Source organism: Proteiniclasticum sp., assembly GCF_032054185.1.
GTDB lineage: Bacteria > Bacillota > Clostridia > Clostridiales > Clostridiaceae > Proteiniclasticum.
The window spans coordinates 144,064-167,790 of the sequence record NZ_DAMBTF010000003.1; the positions used below are offsets into that span (position 1 = coordinate 144,064).

General features: G+C 42.4%; 27 protein-coding genes. 21 read left to right on the plus strand and 6 right to left on the minus strand.

Annotated elements, in window-relative coordinates; translation table 11 throughout:
• Positions 1 to 11 precede the first annotated feature (11 nt).
• The 4 genes from RTX25_RS02710 to RTX25_RS02725 are packed head-to-tail and all read right to left on the minus strand — an operon-like array spanning position 12 to position 2,108.
• Positions 12 to 734, minus strand: a complete 723-nt coding sequence (locus RTX25_RS02710) for an HAD family hydrolase (RefSeq protein ID WP_312650151.1) — start codon at positions 732 to 734, stop codon at positions 12 to 14.
• Between the two features lie 16 nt (positions 735 to 750).
• Complete coding sequence (locus tag RTX25_RS02715; protein WP_312650153.1) at positions 751 to 915, minus strand: hypothetical protein; 165 nt, start codon at positions 913 to 915, stop codon at positions 751 to 753.
• A complete protein-coding gene (locus RTX25_RS02720; RefSeq protein ID WP_312650156.1) occupies positions 902 to 1,348 on the minus strand; it encodes a threonine/serine exporter family protein in 447 nt (148 codons plus the stop codon). The genes RTX25_RS02715 and RTX25_RS02720 overlap by 14 nt, the downstream gene beginning before the upstream one ends.
• A 1-nt stretch (position 1,349) precedes the next feature.
• The gene (locus RTX25_RS02725; RefSeq protein ID WP_312650158.1) at positions 1,350 to 2,108 is read right to left on the minus strand and encodes a threonine/serine exporter family protein; all 759 of its coding nucleotides are present in this window, start codon (positions 2,106 to 2,108) and stop codon (positions 1,350 to 1,352) included.
• Between the two features lie 336 nt (positions 2,109 to 2,444).
• Here RTX25_RS02725 and glyA point away from each other — a divergent pair, with 336 nt between their 5' ends.
• The 13 genes from glyA to RTX25_RS02790 all read left to right on the plus strand — a co-directional run bounded on the left by glyA (position 2,445) and on the right by RTX25_RS02790 (position 15,090).
• A complete protein-coding gene (gene glyA / locus RTX25_RS02730; protein ID WP_312650161.1) occupies positions 2,445 to 3,677 on the plus strand; it encodes a serine hydroxymethyltransferase in 1,233 nt (410 codons plus the stop codon).
• Between the two features lie 189 nt (positions 3,678 to 3,866).
• A complete protein-coding gene (gene sufC, locus RTX25_RS02735) occupies positions 3,867 to 4,646 on the plus strand; it encodes a Fe-S cluster assembly ATPase SufC (protein ID WP_312650164.1) in 780 nt (259 codons plus the stop codon).
• Positions 4,619 to 6,028, plus strand: coding sequence for a Fe-S cluster assembly protein SufB (sufB, locus tag RTX25_RS02740; RefSeq protein ID WP_312650166.1), 1,410 nt, complete (start codon positions 4,619 to 4,621; stop codon positions 6,026 to 6,028). Before sufC ends, sufB begins: the two co-directional genes overlap by 28 nt.
• 10 nt (positions 6,029 to 6,038) lie before the next feature.
• Positions 6,039 to 7,109 (plus strand): Fe-S cluster assembly protein SufD, encoded by a 1,071-nt coding sequence (gene sufD, locus RTX25_RS02745; RefSeq protein WP_312650169.1) that lies wholly within the window; start codon positions 6,039 to 6,041, stop codon positions 7,107 to 7,109.
• Complete coding sequence (locus RTX25_RS02750) at positions 7,102 to 8,334, plus strand: cysteine desulfurase (RefSeq protein WP_312650172.1); 1,233 nt, start codon at positions 7,102 to 7,104, stop codon at positions 8,332 to 8,334. The genes sufD and RTX25_RS02750 overlap by 8 nt, the downstream gene beginning before the upstream one ends.
• Entirely contained in the window at positions 8,321 to 8,752 is a 432-nt protein-coding gene (gene sufU, locus RTX25_RS02755) for a Fe-S cluster assembly sulfur transfer protein SufU (RefSeq protein WP_312650174.1), read from the plus strand. The genes RTX25_RS02750 and sufU overlap by 14 nt, the downstream gene beginning before the upstream one ends.
• A gap of 87 nt (positions 8,753 to 8,839) precedes the next feature.
• Complete coding sequence (locus RTX25_RS02760; RefSeq protein WP_312650177.1) at positions 8,840 to 9,259, plus strand: rhodanese-like domain-containing protein; 420 nt, start codon at positions 8,840 to 8,842, stop codon at positions 9,257 to 9,259.
• Between the two features lie 139 nt (positions 9,260 to 9,398).
• Positions 9,399 to 9,908, plus strand: a complete 510-nt coding sequence (locus tag RTX25_RS02765) for a flavin reductase family protein (protein WP_312650180.1) — start codon at positions 9,399 to 9,401, stop codon at positions 9,906 to 9,908.
• A 15-nt stretch (positions 9,909 to 9,923) separates the two neighbouring features.
• A complete protein-coding gene (locus RTX25_RS02770) occupies positions 9,924 to 10,697 on the plus strand; it encodes a PHP domain-containing protein (protein WP_312650183.1) in 774 nt (257 codons plus the stop codon).
• A gap of 27 nt (positions 10,698 to 10,724) precedes the next feature.
• Complete coding sequence (locus tag RTX25_RS02775; protein WP_312650267.1) at positions 10,725 to 11,168, plus strand: transcriptional regulator, SarA/Rot family; 444 nt, start codon at positions 10,725 to 10,727, stop codon at positions 11,166 to 11,168.
• 65 nt (positions 11,169 to 11,233) lie between these two features.
• Positions 11,234 to 11,860 carry a histidine phosphatase family protein gene (locus tag RTX25_RS02780; protein WP_312650185.1) on the plus strand — a complete coding sequence of 209 codons (627 nt, stop codon included), beginning with the start codon at positions 11,234 to 11,236 and terminating at the stop codon, positions 11,858 to 11,860.
• Between the two features lie 4 nt (positions 11,861 to 11,864).
• The gene (aroD, locus tag RTX25_RS02785; RefSeq protein WP_312650190.1) at positions 11,865 to 12,641 is read left to right on the plus strand and encodes a type I 3-dehydroquinate dehydratase; all 777 of its coding nucleotides are present in this window, start codon (positions 11,865 to 11,867) and stop codon (positions 12,639 to 12,641) included.
• A gap of 34 nt (positions 12,642 to 12,675) precedes the next feature.
• Positions 12,676 to 15,090, plus strand: coding sequence for a glycoside hydrolase family 3 C-terminal domain-containing protein (locus RTX25_RS02790; RefSeq protein WP_312650193.1), 2,415 nt, complete (start codon positions 12,676 to 12,678; stop codon positions 15,088 to 15,090).
• A gap of 49 nt (positions 15,091 to 15,139) precedes the next feature.
• Here the strand turns inward: RTX25_RS02790 and RTX25_RS02795 are convergent, their stop codons facing one another.
• On the minus strand, positions 15,140 to 15,367 hold the full coding sequence (locus RTX25_RS02795) for a hypothetical protein (RefSeq protein WP_312650195.1): 228 nt from the start codon (positions 15,365 to 15,367) through the stop codon (positions 15,140 to 15,142).
• 100 nt (positions 15,368 to 15,467) lie between these two features.
• Between RTX25_RS02795 and RTX25_RS02800 the strand changes: the two genes are divergently transcribed.
• The 8 genes from RTX25_RS02800 (at position 15,468) to RTX25_RS02835 (ending at position 22,259) form a co-directional block, all read left to right on the plus strand.
• Positions 15,468 to 16,736 (plus strand): replication-associated recombination protein A, encoded by a 1,269-nt coding sequence (locus RTX25_RS02800; RefSeq protein ID WP_312650198.1) that lies wholly within the window; start codon positions 15,468 to 15,470, stop codon positions 16,734 to 16,736.
• A 71-nt stretch (positions 16,737 to 16,807) separates the two neighbouring features.
• Entirely contained in the window at positions 16,808 to 17,257 is a 450-nt protein-coding gene (locus RTX25_RS02805) for an Rrf2 family transcriptional regulator (RefSeq protein ID WP_312650201.1), read from the plus strand.
• A complete protein-coding gene (gene nifS, locus RTX25_RS02810; RefSeq protein ID WP_312650203.1) occupies positions 17,250 to 18,404 on the plus strand; it encodes a cysteine desulfurase NifS in 1,155 nt (384 codons plus the stop codon). The genes RTX25_RS02805 and nifS overlap by 8 nt, the downstream gene beginning before the upstream one ends.
• A 39-nt stretch (positions 18,405 to 18,443) precedes the next feature.
• Positions 18,444 to 19,523, plus strand: a complete 1,080-nt coding sequence (mnmA, locus tag RTX25_RS02815; RefSeq protein ID WP_312650206.1) for a tRNA 2-thiouridine(34) synthase MnmA — start codon at positions 18,444 to 18,446, stop codon at positions 19,521 to 19,523.
• 126 nt (positions 19,524 to 19,649) lie between these two features.
• On the plus strand, positions 19,650 to 20,621 hold the full coding sequence (locus RTX25_RS02820) for a DUF2812 domain-containing protein (RefSeq protein ID WP_312650210.1): 972 nt from the start codon (positions 19,650 to 19,652) through the stop codon (positions 20,619 to 20,621).
• An 84-nt stretch (positions 20,622 to 20,705) separates the two neighbouring features.
• A complete protein-coding gene (locus RTX25_RS02825) occupies positions 20,706 to 20,834 on the plus strand; it encodes a hypothetical protein (protein WP_312650213.1) in 129 nt (42 codons plus the stop codon).
• Positions 20,835 to 20,858: 24 nt separating this feature from the next.
• Positions 20,859 to 21,938, plus strand: a complete 1,080-nt coding sequence (locus tag RTX25_RS02830; protein WP_312650216.1) for a DUF2812 domain-containing protein — start codon at positions 20,859 to 20,861, stop codon at positions 21,936 to 21,938.
• Between the two features lie 135 nt (positions 21,939 to 22,073).
• The gene (locus tag RTX25_RS02835) at positions 22,074 to 22,259 is read left to right on the plus strand and encodes a hypothetical protein (RefSeq protein ID WP_312650219.1); all 186 of its coding nucleotides are present in this window, start codon (positions 22,074 to 22,076) and stop codon (positions 22,257 to 22,259) included.
• Positions 22,260 to 22,331: 72 nt separating this feature from the next.
• On the opposite strand, the gene RTX25_RS02840 is transcribed toward RTX25_RS02835, so the two are convergent.
• Positions 22,332 to 23,492 (minus strand): general stress protein, encoded by a 1,161-nt coding sequence (locus tag RTX25_RS02840; protein ID WP_312650222.1) that lies wholly within the window; start codon positions 23,490 to 23,492, stop codon positions 22,332 to 22,334.
• Between the last annotated feature and the right edge of the window lie 235 nt (positions 23,493 to 23,727).

Below are 23,727 nucleotides of genomic sequence, written 5' to 3' on the forward strand. Positions count from 1 at the left end.
TTTTATGATGATTATTGATTGAGTGTGGGCATCTTCTGTGCGAAATCGAGAAAATCATGATAAGTGCCTACATGATCGGCTATGATTTCCACGTTGTTTCTGTTCAGAAGGTGATCGGTTATGAGGTAGGTCCTGATCCCCAGTCTGCCCGCAATAAGATCTTCAAGAGCGTCATTTCCCACCATCATGCATTCTGAAGGATCTTTGCCGATATTCTCCAGAATTTCCTGATAATACTGGATGTTGGGCTTACAGTAATGATTGGTTTCGAAATAGCTCACATAGGAGAAGTGGTCGCGGTTGATGCCTGACCATTCAATTCTCTGATCTATAGCTGATTTCGGGAACAGAGGATTTGTGGCGATGACAAGCTCATATCCTTTCTCTTTAAGAATTGCTGTTGCGGTCTGCATTTCCTTAGTATCAAGCACAGCATCCCTTAGAACACTGAAACCGGATTCATAGTATGTCTTAAAGATCCTTTCATATTTCTCCAGATCCCCTTCAACATGATTTTTCATCGCTTCCATAAATACATCTTCATTTGTTCTGTGCTCAGTGTTTTTCACCATGGTCACAACAGAATGATAAAGGATTTTCATGAATTCTTCGGGTGCGATGAGGTCCTTGAAAGATTCTGACAGACTCTTATAGTAGATGGTTTCAAAGTCGTTCATATTGATGGACAGCAGTGTGCCGTCCAGATCGAATAGTATCGTATTGATGTTGTTCAAAGTGTGATTCCTCCTGTTATCTGCTGTTGTATATGATCAGCGCATTTTTTGTGCTGTCCTTTTCAGAGTATCTGATTTCTATGACATCTTCCTGTCTGATATGATATTTCCGCATGGTTTCCTGAACCTTGGCTTCGATATCTTCATTCCGGTTGCCGTATACCAGTTTAGTTCGCTTCACGTAATACTCTCCTTTTTATCAGATAATAAATTTTGATCAGTGTAAATACCATTAGGATACCGATGGCAAGACCGCCTGATGCCATAAGTGTGGTGATTCCTTCACGAAGTGCGCCGTTGTAATTGCCCTCAAGGGACTGAAGCATGGTCTGGTAAAGTCCGCTTCCTGGAACGAGAGGAATAAGGGCTGGGGTGATATAGCTGGTCACCGGTGTTCTTGTTTTTCTGGCCATGACTTCCCCATAATAGGAGAGGGCGACAGCACCAAGAAAATAGGCGGTATTAACATCGTTGAAGTAATGTAGTCCCAGACTGTAGAAAAGCCACCCGATGGAGCCGCCGATGGCAGACATAAGAGCAGTCTTCCGGTTCAGGTTAAAAATAAAAGCAAAACTGAGTGAGGCTATATAAGCCATGATGATCTGCAGCAGCATCTTATAAACCTCCCATTATAGAAAGTGCGGTACCTGCACCTATGGCGATTCCGACAGCAATAAGGAAAGCTTCCATGCCTTTTGAAACGCCTGAGAGGTAATCTCCCATAAGGGTATCCCTGATGGCATTTGTAAATGCGATGCCTGGTACGAGGAGCATGATGGAGCCGATAATGATGATATCCGCATTTGTTTCATACGGTATAATATGGGTAAATATGGTCATCAGAACAGCGACCAATGCACCTCCGATGATGTTCGTGAAGATGCCGTTCAGTTTGACCTCTCTCGTTGCCAGCTGGAGCAGTCTGACAAAAATTCCGATTACAAGGGAGACGATGGCATCGATGAGACTGCCTCCGAAGAGCATAGTGAAAGAAAAACCGCACATAGCTGCCATGATCAGCTGAAAACCTATTGAATAGGGTTCCTTTGCAGAAATCTCATTCAGAGAATATTCCAGCTCATTAAGCGGCAGAGGGTTCTCCATAAGCTGTCTGGAGAGAGAGTTCACAAGAGATACTTTTTCAAGATCCACGGTACTCTTTGATACTCTGTGAATAAGAGAAATGACGTTCCCGTCGTTGTCGGTAAGAGAAACCATTATTCCTGTAGGTGTCACGAAGCTTTCCGCGTCTCTGATGTCATAAGACTTGAGAATCATCGTAATGGTATCCTCAACTCTATAGATTTCGCCGCCTGATTCCAGGATGATCTGTCCCGCCAGAGTGGCGAGCTTGATTAATCTTCTGTTGTCCATTCAAAATTCTCCCATTCAAGTAGTATTATCCTACTATATTATAAAGTAAGCTGCTGTTTATTGAAATAGGCTGAAACCTTAAGGTAACGTTATCATGTCTATTCAGAAGATTTCTTTCGCCATAAAAAATGAAGTTTCTTTTGCTGGAGTAAATAAATCATTAGTAATTATAGGGTATAACAGAGAAAACCATTACATAAACTGGCGGTTATCTGTGAGGATGATAATTCTCGCTTATATATGAGGTTTTCAATGTACAAAATGTCTTCGGATTGCTATGATTATTAAGTATAGATAAACTGAAAATTGTCACGTGTTTAATAATAGGGGGTAAAAATGGACAGTAAGTATCTTAAAGAACAGGATAAGGAAATTTTCGCACTCGTTGAAGAGGAAGAAAGAAGACAGGAGTATAACATCGAACTTATCGCTTCTGAAAACTTCACTTCAAAGGCAGTAATGGAAGCCATGGGCACAGCTCTGACCAATAAATATGCAGAAGGATATCCGAATAAAAGATACTACGGCGGATGTCATGTGGTTGACAAGGTGGAAACTTTAGCCATTGAAAGAATGAAAGAACTCTTTCATGCAGATCATGCCAATGTTCAGCCTCACTCGGGTTCACAGGCCAATATGGCAGTATACATGGCAGTTCTAGAACCAGGTGACAAGATTCTTGGAATGGACCTTTCCCATGGTGGACATTTAACTCACGGAAGTCCTGTAAACTTCTCAGGAAAACTGTATAACTTCGTTTCCTATGGAGTGGACAAGGAAACTGAAACCATAAATTACGACAGATTAAGAGAAATGGCCATAGAAGAAAAACCGAAAATGATTGTTGCCGGAGCATCGGCCTATCCAAGGCAGATCGATTTTGAAAAGATTTCCGAGATTGCAAAAGAAGTCGGCGCATACTTTATGGTTGATATGGCGCACATTGCAGGGCTGATTGCAACGGGGCATCATCCAAGTCCTGTACCATTTGCTGATTTTGTGACCACAACAACCCATAAGACATTAAGAGGCCCAAGAGGCGGAGCAATCCTCTGCAAAGCCGAACATGCCAAAGCTGTGGATAAATCCGTATTCCCAGGCATGCAGGGTGGACCCCTGGAGCACATCATCGCCGCTAAGGCCGTCTGCTTCAAGGAAGCCATGAGTCCTGATTTTAAAGCATATATGGAACAGGTGCTGAAGAACACAAAGACCCTTGGTGAAGAACTTGTAAAAAGAGGATACAGACTGGTTTCCGGTGGAACAGACAATCACCTGATTCTGGTGGACCTGAACAATAAGGACATTACAGGAAAAGATGCTGAAAAGCTTCTGGATACCATAGGAATTACAACGAACAAGAATACCATTCCGTTTGAAACAAGAAGTCCGTTCATTACTTCAGGTCTGAGAATGGGCTGCGCGGCGGTCACAACCAGAGGATTCAAAGAAGAGGATATCAGAACGATGGTTGAATATTTTGACTATGCCATTACTCATAGAGATGAAGATCTGTCAGGTCTCCGTGAAAAAGTAGCAGATCTGTGTAAAAAACACCCTCTGTACTAGAATAAACAAAAATTAAATTGTATAATTGATAAAAGCCCTGAATCTTTGATTTACGGGCTTTTATACTTTTATATCAATCAAAATATTCCAAAGAAATGTCCTTATCGTGTTGACTCAAATCAGATTAACAGTTAAAATGGAAAACAGGTAATATCAGATTAAAATGCTCAGAATTGAAGGAGAGTTAGAATGTCAGAAATATTAAGAATAACAGGCCTTAAAAGCCAGGTCAATGAAAAAGAAATCTTAAAAGGTATCGATCTTGTTGTGAACAAGGGTGAAGTACATGTCATCATGGGACCGAACGGAGCGGGAAAATCCACTCTGGCCAATGTGATCATGGGTAGTTCAAAATACGAAGTTACAGAAGGCAGCATTGTATTTGAGAATGAAGATATCACCGATGAAGCTGTAAACATCAGAGCGAAAAAAGGAATATTCTTATCTTTCCAGTCTCCTCAGGAGATTCCTGGAATAAATATAGAGAATTTTTTAAGAACAGCTAAAGCTCAGGTCACCGGTCAGCCGGTGAAGGCGATTCAGTTCAAGAAAGAACTGGTGGAGAAGATGAAGGAACTGGACATCGACCGTTCCTATGCACAGAGATATCTCAATATGGGATATTCAGGTGGAGAAAAGAAGAAGAACGAAATCCTTCAGATGAAGATACTGAACCCTAAACTTGCCATCCTTGATGAAACAGATTCAGGGCTGGATGTTGACGCGGTTAAAATCGTTTCTAAGGGTGTTATAGATTTCAAGAGCGAAGAAAATGCGATCCTCATCATCACTCATCACAACAATATTCTGGACTACCTGAACCCTGATGTGGTGCATATTATGGTGGACGGCAAAATTGTAGAAACTGGCGATATATCCCTGGCAAGAGAAATTGAAAAGAACGGCTATATCAAGTACAGGGAAGCGAAAGGTGAGACAGAATGGAAAAAAGAAATAAAACTTATATAGATGATTTAGATAGAGGCGTATATGACATCAAAAATGATTTCAACTACGACTACAAATCTCAGTCAGGACTGACGGAAGATATCGTAAGAGAAATCTCAGAAAAGAAAAATGAGCCGGAATGGATGCTGAAGTTCAGACTTGAGTCTCTCAAGATCTATCACCAGCTTGATGTGCCTACATGGGCACCGGATATTTCAGATCTTGACATCGAAAATATCGTCACCTATGTAAAACCTAAGACAAGCATGAACAACTCATGGGACGATGTGCCTGAGGAAATCAAGGACACATTCGAGCGTCTGGGCATTCCTGAAGCGGAAAGAAAGTCACTGGCAGGTGTCGGTGCACAGTACGACTCAGAGGTCGTGTATCATTCCATAAAGGAAGAGCTGACCAAGCAGGGTGTTGTCTATACAGATATCGAAACAGCACTGAGAGAGTACGAAGACATCGTGAAGGAATACTTCATGAAACTGATTCCGAATACTGATCATAAGTTTGCTGCTCTTCATGGCGCAGTCTGGTCAGGAGGTTCATTTGTGTATGTTCCAGAAGGTGTGGAACTGGATATTCCGCTGCAGTCCTATTTCAGACTGAATGCACCAGGTGCAGGACAGTTTGAACACACACTGATCATCATTGAAAAGAATGCAAAGTGTCACTTCATAGAAGGATGCTCGGCACCTAAATATTCAGTCAACAATCTTCATGCTGGAGCTGTTGAGCTCTATGTCAAGGAAGGTGCTACACTGAGATATTCAACCATTGAAAACTGGTCCAAGAATATGTATAACCTCAACACCAAGAGATCTGTTGTGGACAAGAACGGTACCATTGAATGGGTATCCGGATCTTTCGGTTCTAAGGTTTCGATGCTTTACCCGATGAGTATACTAAGAGGTGAAGGAGCGAGAGCTGAATTCACAGGTGTCACTTTTGCCGGTAAGGGTCAGCTTCTGGATACAGGATCAAAAGTGGTGCATGCTGCACCGAATACAACCTCTACCGTAAATTCAAAGTCCATCTCCAAGTCAGGCGGACAGGCCATCTACAGAGGGCTTTTAAGAGTTGCGCCTAATGCACATGGAACAAAATCTACGGTTACCTGTGAATCACTGATGCTTGACAGTGAATCAAGATCAGACACAATACCTGTTATCGATATCGAAACCGATGATGTGGATATGGGACATGAGGCTAAAATCGGAAGAATTTCAGAAGAAGCCATATATTATCTCATGACCAGAGGTATCTCTGAAGAAGAGGCCAAAGCAATGATCGTCAGGGGCTTCGTAGAACCGATCTCCAAGGAACTTCCTCTGGAATATGCGGTGGAAATGAACAACCTGATCACATTGGAACTTGAAGGAACGATAGGATAGAGGTGGATTAATGAGTGCAATAAAAGAAACATATAATGTCTTGCCTAGACTGACCTTCAGATGGGTCAAGGCAAACGAACTGCTTCTTAATACCATGGAAGTGAATGAAGAGAAGGAATATACCTATAAGAGCTTAGTCGGTGAAGGGTATAGAAACCGTACCAATGAAGATCTGCCTTTATCAGCAGAATTCAAAGGGGTCAATGACCGCATGCTTGTTATGGCTGATCAGAAACCTAATGCCGGTCTGTTCATCCATCTTCAGGAAAACGAAGAGCAGAATCTGCATATCACCCATTTACTGGGCAGAGAAAACAATACGCTCATCGAAAAGAACATCATTGTATTAGAGAAAGGCTCGAAGATGAATCTGATCATGGATTATACCTCAGATGACTCTGAAACATTCTCCAATATTCTGAATAAAATCAGTGTGGCAGAAGATGCAGAACTGAACATCATAAAAATACAGAGACTGAATTCCCTCTCAAGACATCTGGAATCAAGATATTCCACAGTTCTTGAAAAGGGCAGAGTCAATTATATCTCCGTTGAAATCGGAGGTAAGGAAACCGTCGTGAATTATATGACTGATCTACTCGGAAACGAGTCGGAAGGGCATGTGAAAAACGTGTATCTGGGATTCGGCGAAAGAATCCTTGACCTTTCCCACCATATGAATCACTTCGGAAAGAGAACAAACTCCGATATGATCTTCAAGGGCGCACTTAAGGACAAGTCCAAGAAGGCGTTCAGAGGAACCCTTGATTTCAAGAACGGCTCAACTCATTCCGAAGGTAATGAAGAGGAATTCACAATCCTTCTTAGCCCTAAGGTGAAGTCTTATGCCATACCACTGCTGCTGTGCAGAGAAGACGATGTCATAGGAAATCATGCTGCCTCCAACGGTCAGATTGATGAGGAAAAACTGTTCTACATCATGGCAAGAGGTTTCAGCGAAAATGAAGCGAAGAAAATCATCATCGAATCCCATATCAGACCGATCATCGATCTGATACCAGTGGAGTCTATAAAGAATATTATTCTTGAGGCTGTTGAAAAAGAACTGACAGGTGAGTAATTTGAGAAATTTCAGAGAAGATTTTCCGATACTGAATGAAGAAGTCAATGGCAGAAAGATCATCTATTTTGACAGTGCAGCAACATCCCAGAGACCGAATCAGGTCCTGGAAGCTGTCCTGAAATATGATCATGAGGCAAACGGGAATCCCCACAGGGGATCCCATACCCTCAGCATGAGAGCCACAGAAGCCTTTGAACAGGTAAGGGAAAAAGTCAGAAAGTTCATTGGTGCAAAAAGCACAAAGGAAATCATATTCACTAAAAATGCCACAGAAGCAATCAATCTCGTTGCTTACAGTTATGCGCTGAATAATCTTCTTCCTGGTGATAAAATCGTCATCACCATAGCTGAGCATCACGCAAATCTGGTCACCTGGCAGCAGATTGCCAAAAAGACAAAAGCGGAACTCGTATTTATGTATGTCGACCCCAGTGGAAGGCTTCCGCTGGGAGAGCTCCATAAAATCGATGAGAAAACAAAAATTGTAGCCTGTACCCATATGTCCAATGTGCTGGGGTCAATCTTCCCCATAGAGAAAGTCATCGAAAGAGGACATCAGATGGGCGCAAAAGTTCTTATAGACGGTGCTCAGGCTGTGGCGCATATGCCTGTGGATGTATCAGAACTTGATGCTGACTTCTATGTGTTTTCCGGACATAAAATGTACAGCCTTATGGGTGTGGGTGTGCTTTATGGAAAAGAGGAGATTCTTGATAAAATGGAACCTTTCCTTTATGGTGGGGATATGATCGAGTATGTTTATGAGGAAGAGACCTCATTCAATGAACTGCCGTTTAAATTCGAAGCCGGTACACAGGGCATCGAAAGCGTTGTATCACTTGGTGCAGCAATCGACTATCTGGAAGAAGTTACATTCGAATATATACATGAAAGAGAAATGGAACTTACCGCCTACGCTTTATCCAGACTGAAGGAGCTTCCTTACATCAGAATCATAGGACCTGAGGATATGAATGATCGTGGTGCAGTCATCAGTTTTGTCGTTGAGGATATTCATCCTCATGATGTTTCAAGTATACTGGATAACTATGGTGTCGGTATTCGGGCAGGTCACCACTGTGCTCAGCCGCTGCTTCGATATCTGGAAGTCTTTACCTGCTCAAGAGCAAGTTTTGCTTTCTACAATACGAAAGAGGAAATCGATGTGCTGGTGGATAATCTAAGCGAAGTCAGGAGGTGGATGGGATATGGATCTAGGTAATCTTTATACTGAAGTCATTCTCGAACACAATAAAGAGACAAAAAACAGACGTGAAATTGAAGACTATACCCATAAAGAAAGAGGTCATAATCCCAGCTGTGGAGATGACATTACGGTAGAGGCAAAGATCGAGGATGGAATCATCAAGGACCTGGCTTATACCGGTCATGGCTGTTCCATCAGTCAGGCGTCGGCTTCCATGATGACGGATCTTCTTACGGGAAAAACCGTAGAGGAAGCACTGGAGATCATCGAGGTTTTCCTTGGGATGATCAAGAGAGAAATCCATGATATGGATTATCTTGAAGATGTGCTGGATGAGGCATCAATTCTTCAGGGGATATCCAATCTGCCTGCAAGGGTAAAGTGTGCGGTGCTTGCATGGCATACTTTAAAAGAGGCTGTAATTAAAAACTGATGATGGAGACTGGACATTTTACGTCCAGTCTCTTTTCCCGTTAAGGTAATGGTTCTATAATAGAATTAAAAAGGAAGGATGATTGGAATGAAAAAACTGGGTTACACCTTAAGCCTCATTCTGCTCTCCGGTGTAATTGCTGCGGGATGCGGAAACGACAGAAAAGAAGAAAATGAGGATATGCCGTCATCACAGGCTGTAAAAATTGATGCTGAAGAGGCAAAGAAGATGATGGATGATGAAGAGGTAATCATTGTGGATGTACGAACCGAGGAAGAGTTCTCAGATGCTCACATCGACAAAGCACTGCTTCTTACGCTGGATCAGATTGAGTCAAAGGCGTCAAGTGTGATTCCGGATAAAGAAGCGACCTATCTTCTCTACTGCAGAAGCGGAAACAGAAGCAGCCAGGCGGCCGGAATGCTTGTGGAAATGGGTTATACAGAGGTTTATGATTTCGGAGGAATTCTGGACTGGCCTTATGGTACCGTCTCAGGAAGAAACTGAGAAAATACGATGTCTAGTGTTACTGCATAGCAAAATGCTTTAACAATTGTAGATTTTTTATTAATAATTATAAATTTTATGCAATTGATTAGACCTTAGGGTATAATGAAATAAGAATTATGACGGAGGTAATAGAAATATGGCAGTAGAATTTATCAGGTATCTGGACAAGAGCATTAAGTACCTGCACAGACAGGGTGCATTTCTTACAGTGAAAAAAGGTGATGAAGTCAACGTCAGTACCATCAGCTGGGGGAATATCGGGTTTGAGTGGGGTAGACCGGTCTTTACCATTCTTGTGAGAAGTTCAAGACACAACCATGAACTTCTGCAGGATAATGTGGAATTCACCGTTTCCATACCGACCACATCAACAATGAAAAAAGCGCTGAACACGGTGGGCAGCCTATCGGGAAGAGACACGGACAAGTGGGCGGTTGCAAATCTTACACCTTATAAAGCCAAGACGATGGAGACTCCTGTGGTAAAAGAAGCAAACATTTTTTACGAATGCAGGATCATCTACAATCATAAGGTCGATCCTAAACTCCTAAGAGGCGACGTGGATGTGACCAGCTACATGGATGGAGACTATCATGAAATTTTCTATGGAGAGATCGTGACTTCATATACAAAAGATGACTTATAATAGAGGATGATATAAATGATTTTTGATACACACATGCACACGGAACTCTCTTTTGATTCCAGTGAGCAGATCACCAGGATACTGGATGCCGGAAAGCAGAAAAATCTTGGTGTCATAACTACTGAACATAAGGATCTCAATTATTTTGAAGTTGGCGGGTTTCCTATAGATTTCAATGTGGATGAATACTTCAGAAAATATGAGAAATATCGAAGCGATACCTATCTCATGGGCATTGAATTGGGGCTGGATAAATTTTACACGGATAAAATCAGAAAAATTTCGGAAAACTATGAGTTTGATATGGTCATCGGATCTCTGCATACCATGGCAGGAATCAATCTGTCTTCCAGAAAGTACTTTAAAGGACTTGATGAAAAGACCTTTTATAAAACCTATCTGAAGTATGCTGAAGAAATGATCATAGACAGTCCGTTCATAGATACTTTGGCTCATTTTGACTATCCCACAAGATATTCAGGTTTTCGTGAGCTTCGTTATGAGGAGTACGAAACAGAATTCAAGGGTCTCTTCAAAGCCATGATGGATAAGGATGTGACACTCGAAATCAATCTCAAAAGACCGCTTGTCGGCGAAGTCTATGATTCATTCAAGAGTGTCTATGAGGGTTATTATCTCAATGGCGGCCGATACATCACTCTGGCATCAGATGCACATATCGCTGAAGATGTGGGCAGGAATTTTGATGATGCCGTAAGAATGATGGATGATATCGGACTTGAGATTTGTTATTATAAGAACAGAAAAAGAATCCTATGCAGCAGGTAATAGGGAATTTGGAAGAGGGTGAGTCGTATCAACCAGAGTAAAATCATACTGAATGAACTTTTAGTCGATCTTTTTCATGATATTCTGGAAATTGAAGAGAAATCACTACGTGAGAGCGGTAGCGATTTAACCATCACGGAGATGCATACCATTCATGCAGTAGGTGAAGAAAGGCCCAGAACAATGACTGAAGTTTCAAGGGATCTCAACATCACTATGGGTACGCTGACAACTGGGGTGGACAAACTGATCAAGAAAGGGTATCTGGTCAGAAAAAGATCTGAAGAAGATAAAAGAGTAGTTCTAGTAGAACTCACCGAAAAAGGAATTGAGGCTAGAAGGATGCATGACTCATTTCATCAGGATATGATCAGCAGTGTCATCGAAGCGCTGGATGATGGAGAAGAAGAGGTTCTGATTCAGGCCCTTAATAAACTCATCGGTTTTTTTGATGAGAAATACAGATCTTAAGAGAATAAATGAAAAAATAGGGAAAAGTTCGCTTTTCCCTATTTCTATACAGGAGGAGAAAATAATTGGAAATATTATTTGTACGACATGGGGAATCGGAAGCGAACATTCTGGATCTCATGTACGGATCAAGCAATTACAAACTGACACCGGTAGGGAAGAAGCAGGCGGCAAGTGCAGGGAAGATCATCCGAAACATGAAGTTCGTTCCGGATAAAGTCTATGTTTCAAGCCTGGTCAGGACTCATGAAACGCTCGAGAATATGGGTTTTTCTCTGGAGGATGCTCTGAAGGATGACAGACTGGATGAGAGACATCTTGGAGATCTGGAAGGACTGAATTACAGAGTGCTTCATGAGGAGCAGCCTCAGCTTTTTGAAGAGTGGAACAGTGACTGGCTGAACTATAAGCCAGGCGGCGGAGAGAGCCATTATGATTTTCAAAGACGCATAGAAAGCTTTCTGTCCGACATCAGCAAAAATCACAGAAGTGGAGACAAAGTTCTTGTTGTCTGCCATGGCGGAACGATGAAAACCATATTCTCACATATATTCAGACACGAAACCGATTCATTTTTCAGTATAGAAATCTACAACTGTTCCATCATGAGACTGAAAAGAATTCAGGATAAATTTGTTTTTGACGCACTCTATAACATCGAAGATATCTTATTTGAAGCGGGAGAGAGGTAGAAAGATGAAACCGCTGATCATACGTGATACTATTTTTCGGGATGGTTCTTTCAGACTTTGTGTAACTCTGGCTTCTACGGGCATTCAGGAACTCAGAAAGGATCTGGTAGAGCTGAAATCCAAGGAGTTCGATCTTCTGGAATGGAGAGCGGACTATCTCATCAATAAGAACGAGCTGATGAGCGAGCTTTCAGAGGGACTTGAACTCATCAGGATTTCGTTTCCGGATAAGCCCATACTATTCACTTTTCGCTGGGATCAGGAGGGTGGGAAGAATCCGATCAGTATCTCAGATCTTTATCTGGTCAGAAATATGGCTGCGGAATCAGGACATATCGATCTTATGGATGTGGAAATGCACTGGCTGCGCAATACTCAGAGTGATGAAAAAATGGAGATGTATGTCCGTCTTCTTGAGAAGATGAAGTCTTCGGGAATCCGCTGCATACTTTCCTGGCATGACTTTAATGGTACACCTGAAGAGAATATGCTGCTGAAAATTCTTGTTACACAGATGCGTCTTGGCGCGGACATCTGTAAAATCACCACCATGGCAAAAACCGAGGAGGATACGTCAAGGGTGCTAGAGGTATCAAGGCATGCAGCTGAGATTCTTGATGTTCCACATATCGCACTGGTCATGGGTGATCATGGAATGTCTTCACGATATGCCAGAACCGGTTCTCAGACCTGCATAACATTTGCTCCGCTTAATCAGTCCTCCGCACCAGGTCAGCTTTCTTTAGATGAACTGAAAAGAAGAATAGAAATAATGGACTAGGATCTTAGAAAATATGGATAAGCGAGGGATATAAATGCTGAAACATCAGGAACTGATCGATAAAATGAGTTTAACTGAAAAAATCAGAATCACATCGGGTAAGGACAACTGGAGAACAGAAGAATTCCCTAGACTTGGCATTCCGAAAATCACACTCAGTGACGGACCTCACGGACTGAGGCACCAGGAAGAGGAACAGGACCATCTTGGCATCAATGAAAGCAATCCTGCCACCTGCTTTCCCCCAGCTTGTCTCAGTGCCGCTTCTTTTGATGAAGAGCTTCTTTATGAGATGGGCAGAGCTATAGGAATTGAAGCACTTAACGATCATGTTGAGGTGGTCCTTGGACCTGGAGTGAATATTAAAAGAAATCCGCTCTGCGGCAGAAATTTTGAGTATTTTTCAGAAGATCCTTATCTTGCTGCTGAACTCAGTACGGCATGGATTAAAGGGCTTCAGTCAGTGGGCGTGGGTGCCAGCCTCAAACACTTCGCCTTGAATAATCAGGAGAAAAACAGAATGAAGTCCAACAGTATCGTGGATAGAAAAGCGATGTATGACATCTATCTGAAGGCTTTTGAAAGACCTGTTAAAGAAGGCAGACCCTATACCGTAATGTGTTCCTATAACCTTGTAGATGGTGTCTATGCCAGTGAAAACACAGTGCTGCTGAAAGATATTCTACGTGACAGATTCGGGTTTGAAGGAGTCATTGTTAGTGACTGGGCGGCCATGAACGACAAAACTGCTTCAATGAAAGCAGGACTTGATCTGGAAATGCCAGGAGGAGCTGATTATTTTGATGATGAACTCGAAGAGAATATCAGAAGTAAAAGGCTGGATGAAGGCATACTTGATCAGGCAGTTGACCGTATTCTGGAACTGATCATAAAAACCGCAAGGGATAAGCATGTCTCGGAACCGGCAGATACTTTCAGTATCGGAAAGCATCATGTATTAGCCAAAAAGATCGCACTGGAATCAGTGATTCTTCTGAAAAATGAAGATCATATCCTTCCGCTGAGGAAAAAGGAGCACGGAACAATATTCGTTGTCGGTGCACTGGCTGAGAAACCGAGATTTCAGGGTGCAGGAAGCTCACATATCATTCCCTACAGACTGACTTCTCTCCTTGATGCACTGAAGGAAAAAGGTGTTGAATATACCTATTTTGAAGGGTACTCCCTTGAAACTGGACATAAACCGGATAGATTTTCTGAGGATATCCTTAAGGCAATCGGCAAAGACGATACCGTTGTTTTTGCAGCGGGACTGCCTGACGAGTACGAGTCGGAAGGGTTCGACCGTGAGCATATGAGGCTGCCTGATGAACAGAATGAATTGTTAGAAAGGATTGCACGTATCAGCAGTAACATCATCGTTCTTCTTTATGGAGGAGCTCCTGTGGAATTACCCTGGATAGACCGGGTAAGAGGCCTTATCAATCTGTATCTGCCTGGACAGGCGGGAGGAGAGGCAGCAGCTGATATTCTTTTTGGTGAAGCCTGCCCATCAGGCAAGCTTCCGGAAACCTATCCTTTACGCTATAACGATCACGTCACTTCGGAAATCTACGGTAGAGAAAATTACGAAGTGGGCTATCGAGAAGGAATATATGTTGGTTACCGCTATTTTGATAAAGCGAAGAAAGAGGTTCTTTATCCGTTCGGTTACGGACTGTCCTATACCAGTTTTGGATATGATGACCTCAGTCTTTCGCATGACCGGTTAAGCCGTGAGGGTAAGGGAGAAATCTTGATTTCGCTCAGAATCAGAAATACCGGAAACGTGGCAGGAAAAGAAACGGTACAGCTTTATGTCGGAAAAACCGAAAGTGACGGGTACATGACGGTTAAAGATCTGAAAGGCTTTAAGAAAGTATCGCTGGAACCAGGGGAAGAGAAAGAAGTCATGATGAAGCTGAAGAGAGAAGATTTTCTTCAGTATGATCTTTCTTCCGGGAAAGAAATGATCTACGAAGGGGAATATGACATCCTGATCGGCTCATCTTCAAGGGATATCAGACTTAAAGGGACAGTCTATATTTCCGGTGAACCATACATAAAAGTTCCTGTTCCGGAATTTTATAGTCGACCTTCAGGTAAGCCTTCACTTGAAGATTTTGAAACGCTCATCGGTAAAAAGATGCCTTCAAGAATCAGCGAGAAACCTTTCACGGTAGACAACACATTATTCGAGATGAGCGAGGTCCCCCAGATGAAAATCGTCATCAGGAAACTCAGCAATATGCTCATGGAGGCATCAGGAATAAAAAGCAGGAATGACAGTGCCTACAAGGTGATTCATGCCATGTTTATGCAGACCCCTATAAAAAGGCTGACTCTTGTGTCTCCGGATAAAATGCCGAAATATATGGGAGAAGTGCTTGTTCATATAGCCAACGGGGAATTTCTGAAAGCAGCTGCCAGAACGCGTGCAAAAAAATAAAAAGATGAAAATAAGAAAGATGCGATCTCTTCAAGAAATCGCATCTTTTTTACTTGTGATCAGTTTCCTTACTGTCCGGATCTTTTTCAGTGTTCTCCCTCTGGAATTTTTTTGCCTCCGCTGCCATCTCAAGAGCTTTCCTACGGTCTTCTTTCAGTTTTCTTCGTCTTTCTCTCTGATAATCAATATTAGGCTTGTATACCAGATAAAGTCCGGATACAGCGCCGACATAGATGAGAAGGCCAACTAGAAGCCCGATAATATACTTGGTTTCCATTTTTCATCACCTTACTTTGGTTCTATTATATCATCGGCATGTGTGATGGTGAAGAAATATTCCGTGAACGGTGGTATAATTTTATCTGAGGTGATAAAAGATGGAACCTTTAGCAAGTAAATTAAGGCCAAAATCTTTGAATGAAGTTCTGGGTCAGACGCACCTCATCGGTGAGGGGAAACTGCTGACCAGTATGGTGAAAAGTGGGACACTCATGAATATGATCTTTTACGGACCGCCCGGAATCGGTAAAACGACTGTTGCGCGTCTTCTTGCAGATCTTACTGAAAGAAAGTTCATCAGTCTGAATGCATCCACAGATTCCTTAAAAGATGTCAAGAATGCATTGGATGAACTGAATATGTTCATGGGACAGAAGGGCCTGCTCCTTTATATCGACGAAATTCATCTGTTCAACCGCAGAAATCAGCAGGTCCTTCTTGATTATATGGAAAGCGGACGGATTATCCTTGTGGGATCGACCACGGAAAATCCTCATTTTGCCGTGTTTAAAGCGCTCATTTCAAGGGCAATCGTGGTTGAATTCAAACCTCTGGAGTTTGAAGATGTCATGAATGGCATCCTAAGAGCTCTGGAGTATTATAAAGAAGAACATGATATTACCGATATCCATATCACTAAAGAATCTCTTCAGTTTATTGCGAGTCTTGCCAATGGTGATATGAGAAAAGCGCTCAATAATCTTGAACTGATTCTTATGGCCAACGACAAAGTGAATCAGAATGTAATGGAAATCAGTCAGAGTGATGTGGAGATGATTCTTCAGAGAAAAATCATCAACTTCGATATGGATGGGGACTATCACTATGATCTGCTCAGTGCTTTCCAGAAATCCATCCGAGGAAGTGATGAAAATGCTTCACTTCTTTATCTTGCTATGCTCCTTAAGGGCGGAGATCTGATATCGGTAAACAGGAGACTTCTTGTCATTGCCGCAGAAGACATCGGGCTTGCCAATCCTCAGGCTATTGCAATCGTGAAAGCCTGTACGGATGCCGCACTGACCTTAGGGCTGCCCGAGGCTAGGATACCCCTTGCACAGGCAGTGATACTGCTGGCAACTTCTCCTAAGTCAAATTCTGTTATCACTGCAGTGGATTCTGCAATGAATATCATTGACAGTACATCAGTTCTGGAGCTTCCTGCACATCTTAGAGATGGACACTATGAGGGTGCAAAATCTCTTGGGCGTATGCAGAAGTATGTTTATCCTCATGGATTCAAAAACAATTATGTCAAGCAGAACTATATGCCAAAGGGTCTGGAAAGAAAGATTTTCTACAAGCCTGGTACAAATAAATATGAAGAAGCCACAAAGCTTTACTGGAAAAATATTAAAGAAGACTGATATCCGGATAAAGTTGACACTTTCACTCGGAATTGATACAATTTATTGATGAAATGCCTTGGAGGTGTGCAATGAAACTATCAACAAAAGGAAGATACGGCGTTAAAGCGATGATGGATCTTGCAGTTCATTACGGGAACCTGCCCATATCCATAAAGAGTATCTCTGAAAGACAGGGAATATCTGAATATTATCTGGAACAGCTTTTTGCTCCTCTTAGAAGGGCAAAGCTTGTCAAAAGTGTGAGAGGTGCTCAGGGCGGCTATATTCTCAATAAACTGCCTGAAGAAATTACCATCCTTGAAATTATGGATGTGCTTGAAGGTCCCGTTGAAATATCAGACTGTCTCACAAATGATGAGTGTGATTACCTTGATGCCTGTGCAACAAGAGTATTATGGAGAAAGATAAGAGATTCGATCAATTCAGTGATGGGAGGGATTACCCTTCAGGATATGCTGAATGATTACAGATCGATGCAGGCAACTCCGATCAAAGAGGGGATTTTCCTAAATGAATGATTTTATATATCTTGATAATGCAGCGACCACATGGATGGATGAGAAAGTGAAAGAAGCGATGGAGCCTTATTTCATGGAGAGATATTCCAATCCTTCCAGTGTCTATTCATTTTCCAGAGAGAACAAATCTGCTATGAAGAGAACTAGGGATGTGGCAGCAAAGCTTCTTGGCGCAAAGCCTAAAGACATCTACTTCACCTCAGGCGGAAGTGAAGCCATCAACTGGGCAATCAAAGGTGTGGTATACGGAAATCCTGATAAAGGAAGACATATCGTATCCACAAAAGTGGAGCATCATGCTACACTTCATACCCTTGAGTTTCTTGAAAAGATGGGGTTTGAAGTCACTTACCTGGATGTGGATGATGAAGGATTTATTGATCTTAAAGTCCTTGAACAGGCGATTCGCAAGGATACGGTTCTTGTGAGTATCATGGCTGCGAATAATGAAATCGGAACGATTCTGCCGCTTAAAGAGATTGGTCGAATCTGCAGGGAGAAGGGGACTTTCTTTCATACAGATGCTGTTCAGGCAATCGGTTCGGTCCATATTGATGTGGAAGAGATGAACATCGACTTTCTTTCCGCTTCTGCACATAAATTCCATGGGCCGAAAGGTGTGGGATTTCTCTATTTAAGAAGTGGAATCGTCATTGAAAATCTGATACACGGTGGAAATCAGGAGAGAGGCAGACGCTCAGGCACTGAGAATGTTGCCGGCATCGTGGGACTTGGAAAGGCACTGGAAACAGTTCTGGACGAAATGAATCATAAGAACGATACACTCAGTTCGTTAAGGGACAGATTCATTAAGGGACTGCTTGAAATAGAAGGAAGCAGACTGAATGGTCCGGCAGGGAAAGAAAGACTGCCCAATAACATCAACATCTCTTTCACAGGTGTTGATGGGGAGGCGCTGCTTCTGAACCTTGATCTTGCAGGCATACTTGCATCTTCAGGAAGTGCATGCACATCTGGAGCCATTGATGAATCCCATGTGCTTAAAGCGATCGGTGTGGAAAAATCATTTATCAGGGGTAGCCTTCGTCTGACACTGAGCAAATATAATACAGAGGAAGAAGTGGATAAAACCATAGAAACGATTCGTGAAATCCTCAGGAGGCAGCGTAAACTGGACAGACCATAACATGTGTGATGTTAGAGTAAACATAGTAAAGGTGAAGAAATGAAAAAAAGAGTAGTACTGGGTATGTCAGGCGGAGTAGACTCCGCAGTAGCGGCATACCTTTTAAGAGAACAGGGTTATGAGGTCATCGGAGTGACCATGCAGGTATGGCAGGACGACAACGGATTCAAGGAGAGAGAAGGCGGATGCTGCTCTCTTTCGGCTGTGGATGATGCCAGAATGGTGGCGGATACGCTTGAAATCCCGTTTTATGTCATGAACTTCAAGGAGGTCTTCAGAGAAAAAGTCATTGACTATTTCATGGAAGAATACATTGAAGGCAGAACACCTAATCCATGTATCGCCTGCAATAAATACATCAAATTCGACGAGCTTCTGCATAGGGCAGAAACTCTAGGAGCAGACTTTGTTGCCACTGGACACTACGCAAAGATCTACGAAAAAGATGGAAGAATGGTCATAGAAAAGGCAGAGGACGATACCAAGGATCAGACTTATGCGCTTTATAATCTAACTCAGGAACAGCTGAGAAAAACGCTTATGCCTTGCGGAGAATATCGCAAGACCAGAATAAGAGAGATTGCCAAAGAAATGGATCTTGGGGTGCACAACAAGAGAGATTCCCAGGAAATCTGTTTTATAGATGATAATGATCATGGAAGATATATTTATGAGAAAAAGCCTGAGCTTAGGATACCCGGAAACTTTGTGGATCCGGAAGGTAACGTCATGGGCACTCATAAGGGTATCGCCTATTACACCATCGGTCAGAGAAAGGGACTGGGACTATCCATCGGCAGACCGGTTTTTGTATCGCATATCAATAAAGATACCAATGAGGTCGTCCTTACCGATGAAAGTGCGCTGTTCAAGAATACCCTCATTGCAGACAAACTGAACTGGATATCCCGTGATGCAGTTACTGAGCCTTATAAGGCAAAAGCCAAGATAAGATACTCTGCAAAGCCCGCTGACTGTACCATCTATCCGCTTGAAAACGGAAGCGTTAAAGTTGTTTTCGAGGAAAAGCAGAGAGCCATCACAAAGGGGCAGGCTGTGGTTTTCTATGAGGATAATTTTGTCTTAGGTGGGGGAACCATTTACGAGATAGAAGATTAATAAACTGAATATATTTACATTGATCTGGAGGTTCATTTGAACCTCTTTTTCATTGTCATAAATTCTTGACCTGAAGATACAATACCGTTATGATAATTATATATTGAATATTGATGGTGAACATAAATGGAGGTAATAGTGGGAAAGAGAAAGAGGTTGTGGGTCCCGATAGAGCCTTATGATATAGAGGCCATGAAAGAGTGGCTGGAAGAAAAGGCCAGAGAAGGTTATGAACTGAAAAATATGAAGCCCTACTTTGCCGTCTTCAAAGAAACGGAAAGGCAGGATCTGAAGTACCACCTTGAGCCTACGCTCAAGGATTCATTAAGGCCAATGGATGACATACTTGAAAGCAGAAAAGAGAGAGGATGGTCTTACGCCGGAACAGTTGCAGACCATTTCCATGTATTTCGATCGCCGGCAGGCACAAAGGATTTTCATGCAGACGAACACTCTGTGAGATGGAAACTGGAAGAGAAGCTGAAGAGAGATAAGTGGAAACTGCTGTGGAAGATCCCGTTATTTGTCTATGTCTTTCTTCTTCAGATGGGTTTTTGGAATCTTTTTCACCATCCTGTCATATGGATGATCGAAGAACTGAGTTTATTCCATCTGCTCGCCTTTGTTCCTCTGGTGCTTGGCGTGATCAGCCAGCACCTGAATTACCGGAATCAGAAGAGAATTGTGGAAAGGATGGCCGGGAATGGTGATGATTATCCTGTATCAAGTGATAATTTCAGGGTGATTGGCTTAATGGGACAAGTTCTGGTTTATCTGGCCGTGATCGTTTTGGGACTGTCGATGATATTTGAGGTGGGCAGCACAAAGGATATCGGATCTGCCTTGAAAATCGATCAGTATCCTTTTATTACTATTGAAGACATTGAGCTTAAGGAGAATCCGTCGATTGGAGAGGCAAAATATGTCAAATACAACTATAATAGCGGCAGCACCAGCAGTCTTTTTCTGAAAGAAAGACTCTATCTTGATCAGTACGCGTCTATTGGTCATGTGGAGCACTACAGCTCAGATCTTTCCAGTGTCTATTACAAGCCGCGTTTAGAAAAGGCGATAGAGGTTCTGGCCAGGGAAGCGTGAAAGCGCGCAAAGGAGAGCTCTGGCGCTGAAGGAGAGAGTGAAATACTCGACGGGGTCAGCATAACTTATTATGATGGCATTCATGTGCAGTATCTGATTCTTAATGATGCACAGCAGCTTCTGGAGCTCAGGTATTTCGGAGAAGCCGATCTGTCAGAATGGAAAGAGGAATTCACTGCAAAACTCGAATCCTATAGGAATAATCAGTACTGAAGACAATTCGTAATATGACGGAAAGTGAGTGATAGATTTATGGTCAGAAAGAAACGTTTCTGGGTACCGTATGATCCCTATGAATTGGATAGTCTGAAGGTATGGTTTGAAGAAAAGGCAGGGGAAGGCTACAGACTGCATAAAATGAGACCCTATTTTGCAGTTTTTGAAGAAAGTGACCGGGTAGAACTGATCTATCATATTGAACCGGCTCTGAAAGACTGGGATAAACCAGAGGGAGAGATTCTGGAAAGCAGTAAAATGAGCGGATGGACCTATGCCGGGACTCTTAAAAATCATTATCATATCTTCCACGCACCCGAAGGTACACCTCTTTTGCAGGTGGATAAAGATGCACAGAAACTGAAACTGCAAAGAAAGATGAAGTCAGAGAAATGGGGAATCTTAGGATCCATACTTGCCTTTATCTTGCTCCTGATTCAGATAGACATACAGAAACTGTCAAGAAATCCTAAGCTTTGGATAGTTGAGGATCTGGATATCTTCACCCTCGGAGGATTGATTCTTATTCTTGTATCCGGATTGTTCGGCAGGGTGATTGCCTTAAGAAGATACAAGACAATTATGGACAAGCTTGATACTGATGATGAATCGCATAATACGTCAACTGGAATGTTCAGGACAGTAGAAATTTTCGGAACCGGGATGATTACTTTGGTCATGTTATGGTCGGGATATACAGTTTTCACAGAGGATTTCAACATTATTCAGGAAGGACAGTATGAGGCTGAAAAATATCCTTCTGTTTCTTTGGAACGAGTTGACAGATCATCGGATCCAGATGGAGGTTCTGAAAATCATATTTTCGATATTTACTCGCTCAGCAGCAGCAGCATCATCATTCAGGAAAAACAGATTGTATATCAGTCCAGCATAAAAGGAAGGTACGGTTCATCCATTTCAAGAATGACCGTAACTTATTACGACCTGGTCTCACCCTATTTCATAGACGTACTTTTGGATGAGTCCGAGAAAACAGCTGCTGAAAATACAGGCTCAGAAGATGGACTGGAAGAAGAGCATGATGGAGCTGATACGATATTTTACAAAGGAAATGGAACTCAGTATCTGATCCTTCGATAGGATGACAGGTTTATGGAAGTGGAGTATCAAGGGGATGCAGTACTTTCTGACTGGAAAGAGGAATTTGTCCTGGAGCTTACAACGTATGAAGGGCAGCTGGGACAGTAGAAAGAGATTCAAAGGAGATAGGATAGAATGCTGAAAATGAAGCCAAGAACATATCTGATCACGGGACTATTTCTAATCACTGCACTCATTTATTACTTTCTGTATCGGAATGATACATTTTTCATTGGTGCTTCCATGCTCATCATGGTGCTTTGGCTCCAGCTCTCAGGCGGGTGGAAACCGAAAAAAAGAAAGAAGAAAGTTAAAAGATGACCAGATGATGAATGAAGTACAGAAGGAAGAGGCTCTCAGGCGAGAGCCTCTTCGATTCCAAGGGGGGAAAGATTATCTTAAACCTTTATCTACATCTCTCAGGTTCGGATCCAGTTCATGAGGCTTTTTGGGCTTCAGCGGATCGTTCTCATCGATGTATTGATCATGACCCTCAACCACATGATCCGTATTTTCAAGATTTTCTTCCGGATTATTGATGTCTTCGTTCCAGCCCTTATCCGGCGTAGCGATTCCACCACTGTATGCTGGACTTTGAGCATTTCTGCCTAATGGATCATCATCAGCATCTGGCAGGTTCCGGTCCATATCTCTATTAATCGGATCATTGACGTTTGTTGTCATTGGCTCATCAGTGAGATTGCTCCTGTCTCTGTCTCTGTTGATCGGATCGTCATCTGTATTAAACGGTTTTCTGCTTACATCCGGATTCAACGGATTGTCCAGATCGCTCTGACTTCTGTCCATATCTCGGTTGATTGAGTCAGTATCGAAGTTATCCTCTTTAATACCTCTGTCACGTGTGACTGAGTCATCATATGCAGGGTTTACTTTATCTTTGTAGAGAGGATCATCCTGTACCGTTTTCTGATAGCTGTCTACCATATTGTTTGTATTTCCGCTATGTCCTTTGACACCCATATCTGTGTCTGTTCCGTAGTCACGGTTGTCTCCGATCGGATCTCTGTCTCTATGTCTATAGGTGTCTCTGTTTATACTGTCATTCTCATAGAAGTTATTATATACGGTATCACGTCTGGTATCGTCATCCTTGTCATCAACCAGAATTAGAATATCTCCTGCGTTGATTCTTTCCTCATATTCCTTTGCATCAACTTCCGGCACACCGTAATCAATGAGGGCTCCTGCAAGTCCGCCTAATGCTCCACCGGCTAATGCTCCGGTGACAGCTGCTGCGATTGGTCCGGCAGCGATAATGGGTCCCACACCAGGTATTGCCAGTGCCCCTAATCCAAGAAGCAATCCGCCAAGTCCACCGATTGTTCCACCGGTAACTGCACCTGCTGCTGCTCCGCTGCTGTCCTTGATATCATTACCTATGTCAGTTCCAACTCTGTTGGTAAGGGCATTATACTTATCTTCATCCTTGGCAATGATTGAGATTTCATCATCAGTGTAGCCCGATGTTCTTAAACCTTCGATCGCTCTTACTGCCTGATCTTCTGAATGAAAAATACCTACGATTCTTTTCATGATTGACCTCCTAAATTTTAGTTTTATTCATTTTACTGCTTGTCATGTTTCCATTCTAAGGGGTATTTCGGAACAGCCGGTGACTGAATTATAAACAACCCTGAAATAGGCTGATAACATTATCTGAATGATATTAATAAAAATTCTAAACTTACCGGAGTCTATGAATGTTATATCCAGACCATGAAGGGTTCATTGACAAAAAATGTCATGAAAGAGGATGCCCGCACGCATT

What these genes read in the sequence shown, in the direction of transcription:
- RTX25_RS02720 (WP_312650156.1), bottom strand. Translation starts at nt 1,348, where the DNA reads ATGCTGCTGCAGATCATCATGGCTTATATAGCCTCACTCAGTTTTGCT.
- RTX25_RS02725 (WP_312650158.1), bottom strand. Translation starts at nt 2,108, where the DNA reads ATGGACAACAGAAGATTAATCAAGCTCGCCACTCTGGCGGGACAGATC.
- glyA (WP_312650161.1), top strand. Translation starts at nt 2,445, where the DNA reads ATGGACAGTAAGTATCTTAAAGAACAGGATAAGGAAATTTTCGCACTC.
- sufC (WP_312650164.1), top strand. Translation starts at nt 3,867, where the DNA reads ATGTCAGAAATATTAAGAATAACAGGCCTTAAAAGCCAGGTCAATGAA.
- sufB (WP_312650166.1), top strand. Translation starts at nt 4,619, where the DNA reads ATGGAAAAAAGAAATAAAACTTATATAGATGATTTAGATAGAGGCGTA.
- sufD (WP_312650169.1), top strand. Translation starts at nt 6,039, where the DNA reads ATGAGTGCAATAAAAGAAACATATAATGTCTTGCCTAGACTGACCTTC.
- sufU (WP_312650174.1), top strand. Translation starts at nt 8,321, where the DNA reads ATGGATCTAGGTAATCTTTATACTGAAGTCATTCTCGAACACAATAAA.
- RTX25_RS02760 (WP_312650177.1), top strand. Translation starts at nt 8,840, where the DNA reads ATGAAAAAACTGGGTTACACCTTAAGCCTCATTCTGCTCTCCGGTGTA.
- RTX25_RS02765 (WP_312650180.1), top strand. Translation starts at nt 9,399, where the DNA reads ATGGCAGTAGAATTTATCAGGTATCTGGACAAGAGCATTAAGTACCTG.
- RTX25_RS02770 (WP_312650183.1), top strand. Translation starts at nt 9,924, where the DNA reads ATGATTTTTGATACACACATGCACACGGAACTCTCTTTTGATTCCAGT.
- aroD (WP_312650190.1), top strand. Translation starts at nt 11,865, where the DNA reads ATGAAACCGCTGATCATACGTGATACTATTTTTCGGGATGGTTCTTTC.
- RTX25_RS02790 (WP_312650193.1), top strand. Translation starts at nt 12,676, where the DNA reads ATGCTGAAACATCAGGAACTGATCGATAAAATGAGTTTAACTGAAAAA.
- RTX25_RS02795 (WP_312650195.1), bottom strand. Translation starts at nt 15,367, where the DNA reads ATGGAAACCAAGTATATTATCGGGCTTCTAGTTGGCCTTCTCATCTAT.
- RTX25_RS02800 (WP_312650198.1), top strand. Translation starts at nt 15,468, where the DNA reads ATGGAACCTTTAGCAAGTAAATTAAGGCCAAAATCTTTGAATGAAGTT.
- RTX25_RS02805 (WP_312650201.1), top strand. Translation starts at nt 16,808, where the DNA reads ATGAAACTATCAACAAAAGGAAGATACGGCGTTAAAGCGATGATGGAT.
- nifS (WP_312650203.1), top strand. Translation starts at nt 17,250, where the DNA reads ATGAATGATTTTATATATCTTGATAATGCAGCGACCACATGGATGGAT.
- mnmA (WP_312650206.1), top strand. Translation starts at nt 18,444, where the DNA reads ATGAAAAAAAGAGTAGTACTGGGTATGTCAGGCGGAGTAGACTCCGCA.
- RTX25_RS02820 (WP_312650210.1), top strand. Translation starts at nt 19,650, where the DNA reads ATGGAGGTAATAGTGGGAAAGAGAAAGAGGTTGTGGGTCCCGATAGAG.
- RTX25_RS02835 (WP_312650219.1), top strand. Translation starts at nt 22,074, where the DNA reads ATGCTGAAAATGAAGCCAAGAACATATCTGATCACGGGACTATTTCTA.
- RTX25_RS02840 (WP_312650222.1), bottom strand. Translation starts at nt 23,492, where the DNA reads ATGAAAAGAATCGTAGGTATTTTTCATTCAGAAGATCAGGCAGTAAGA.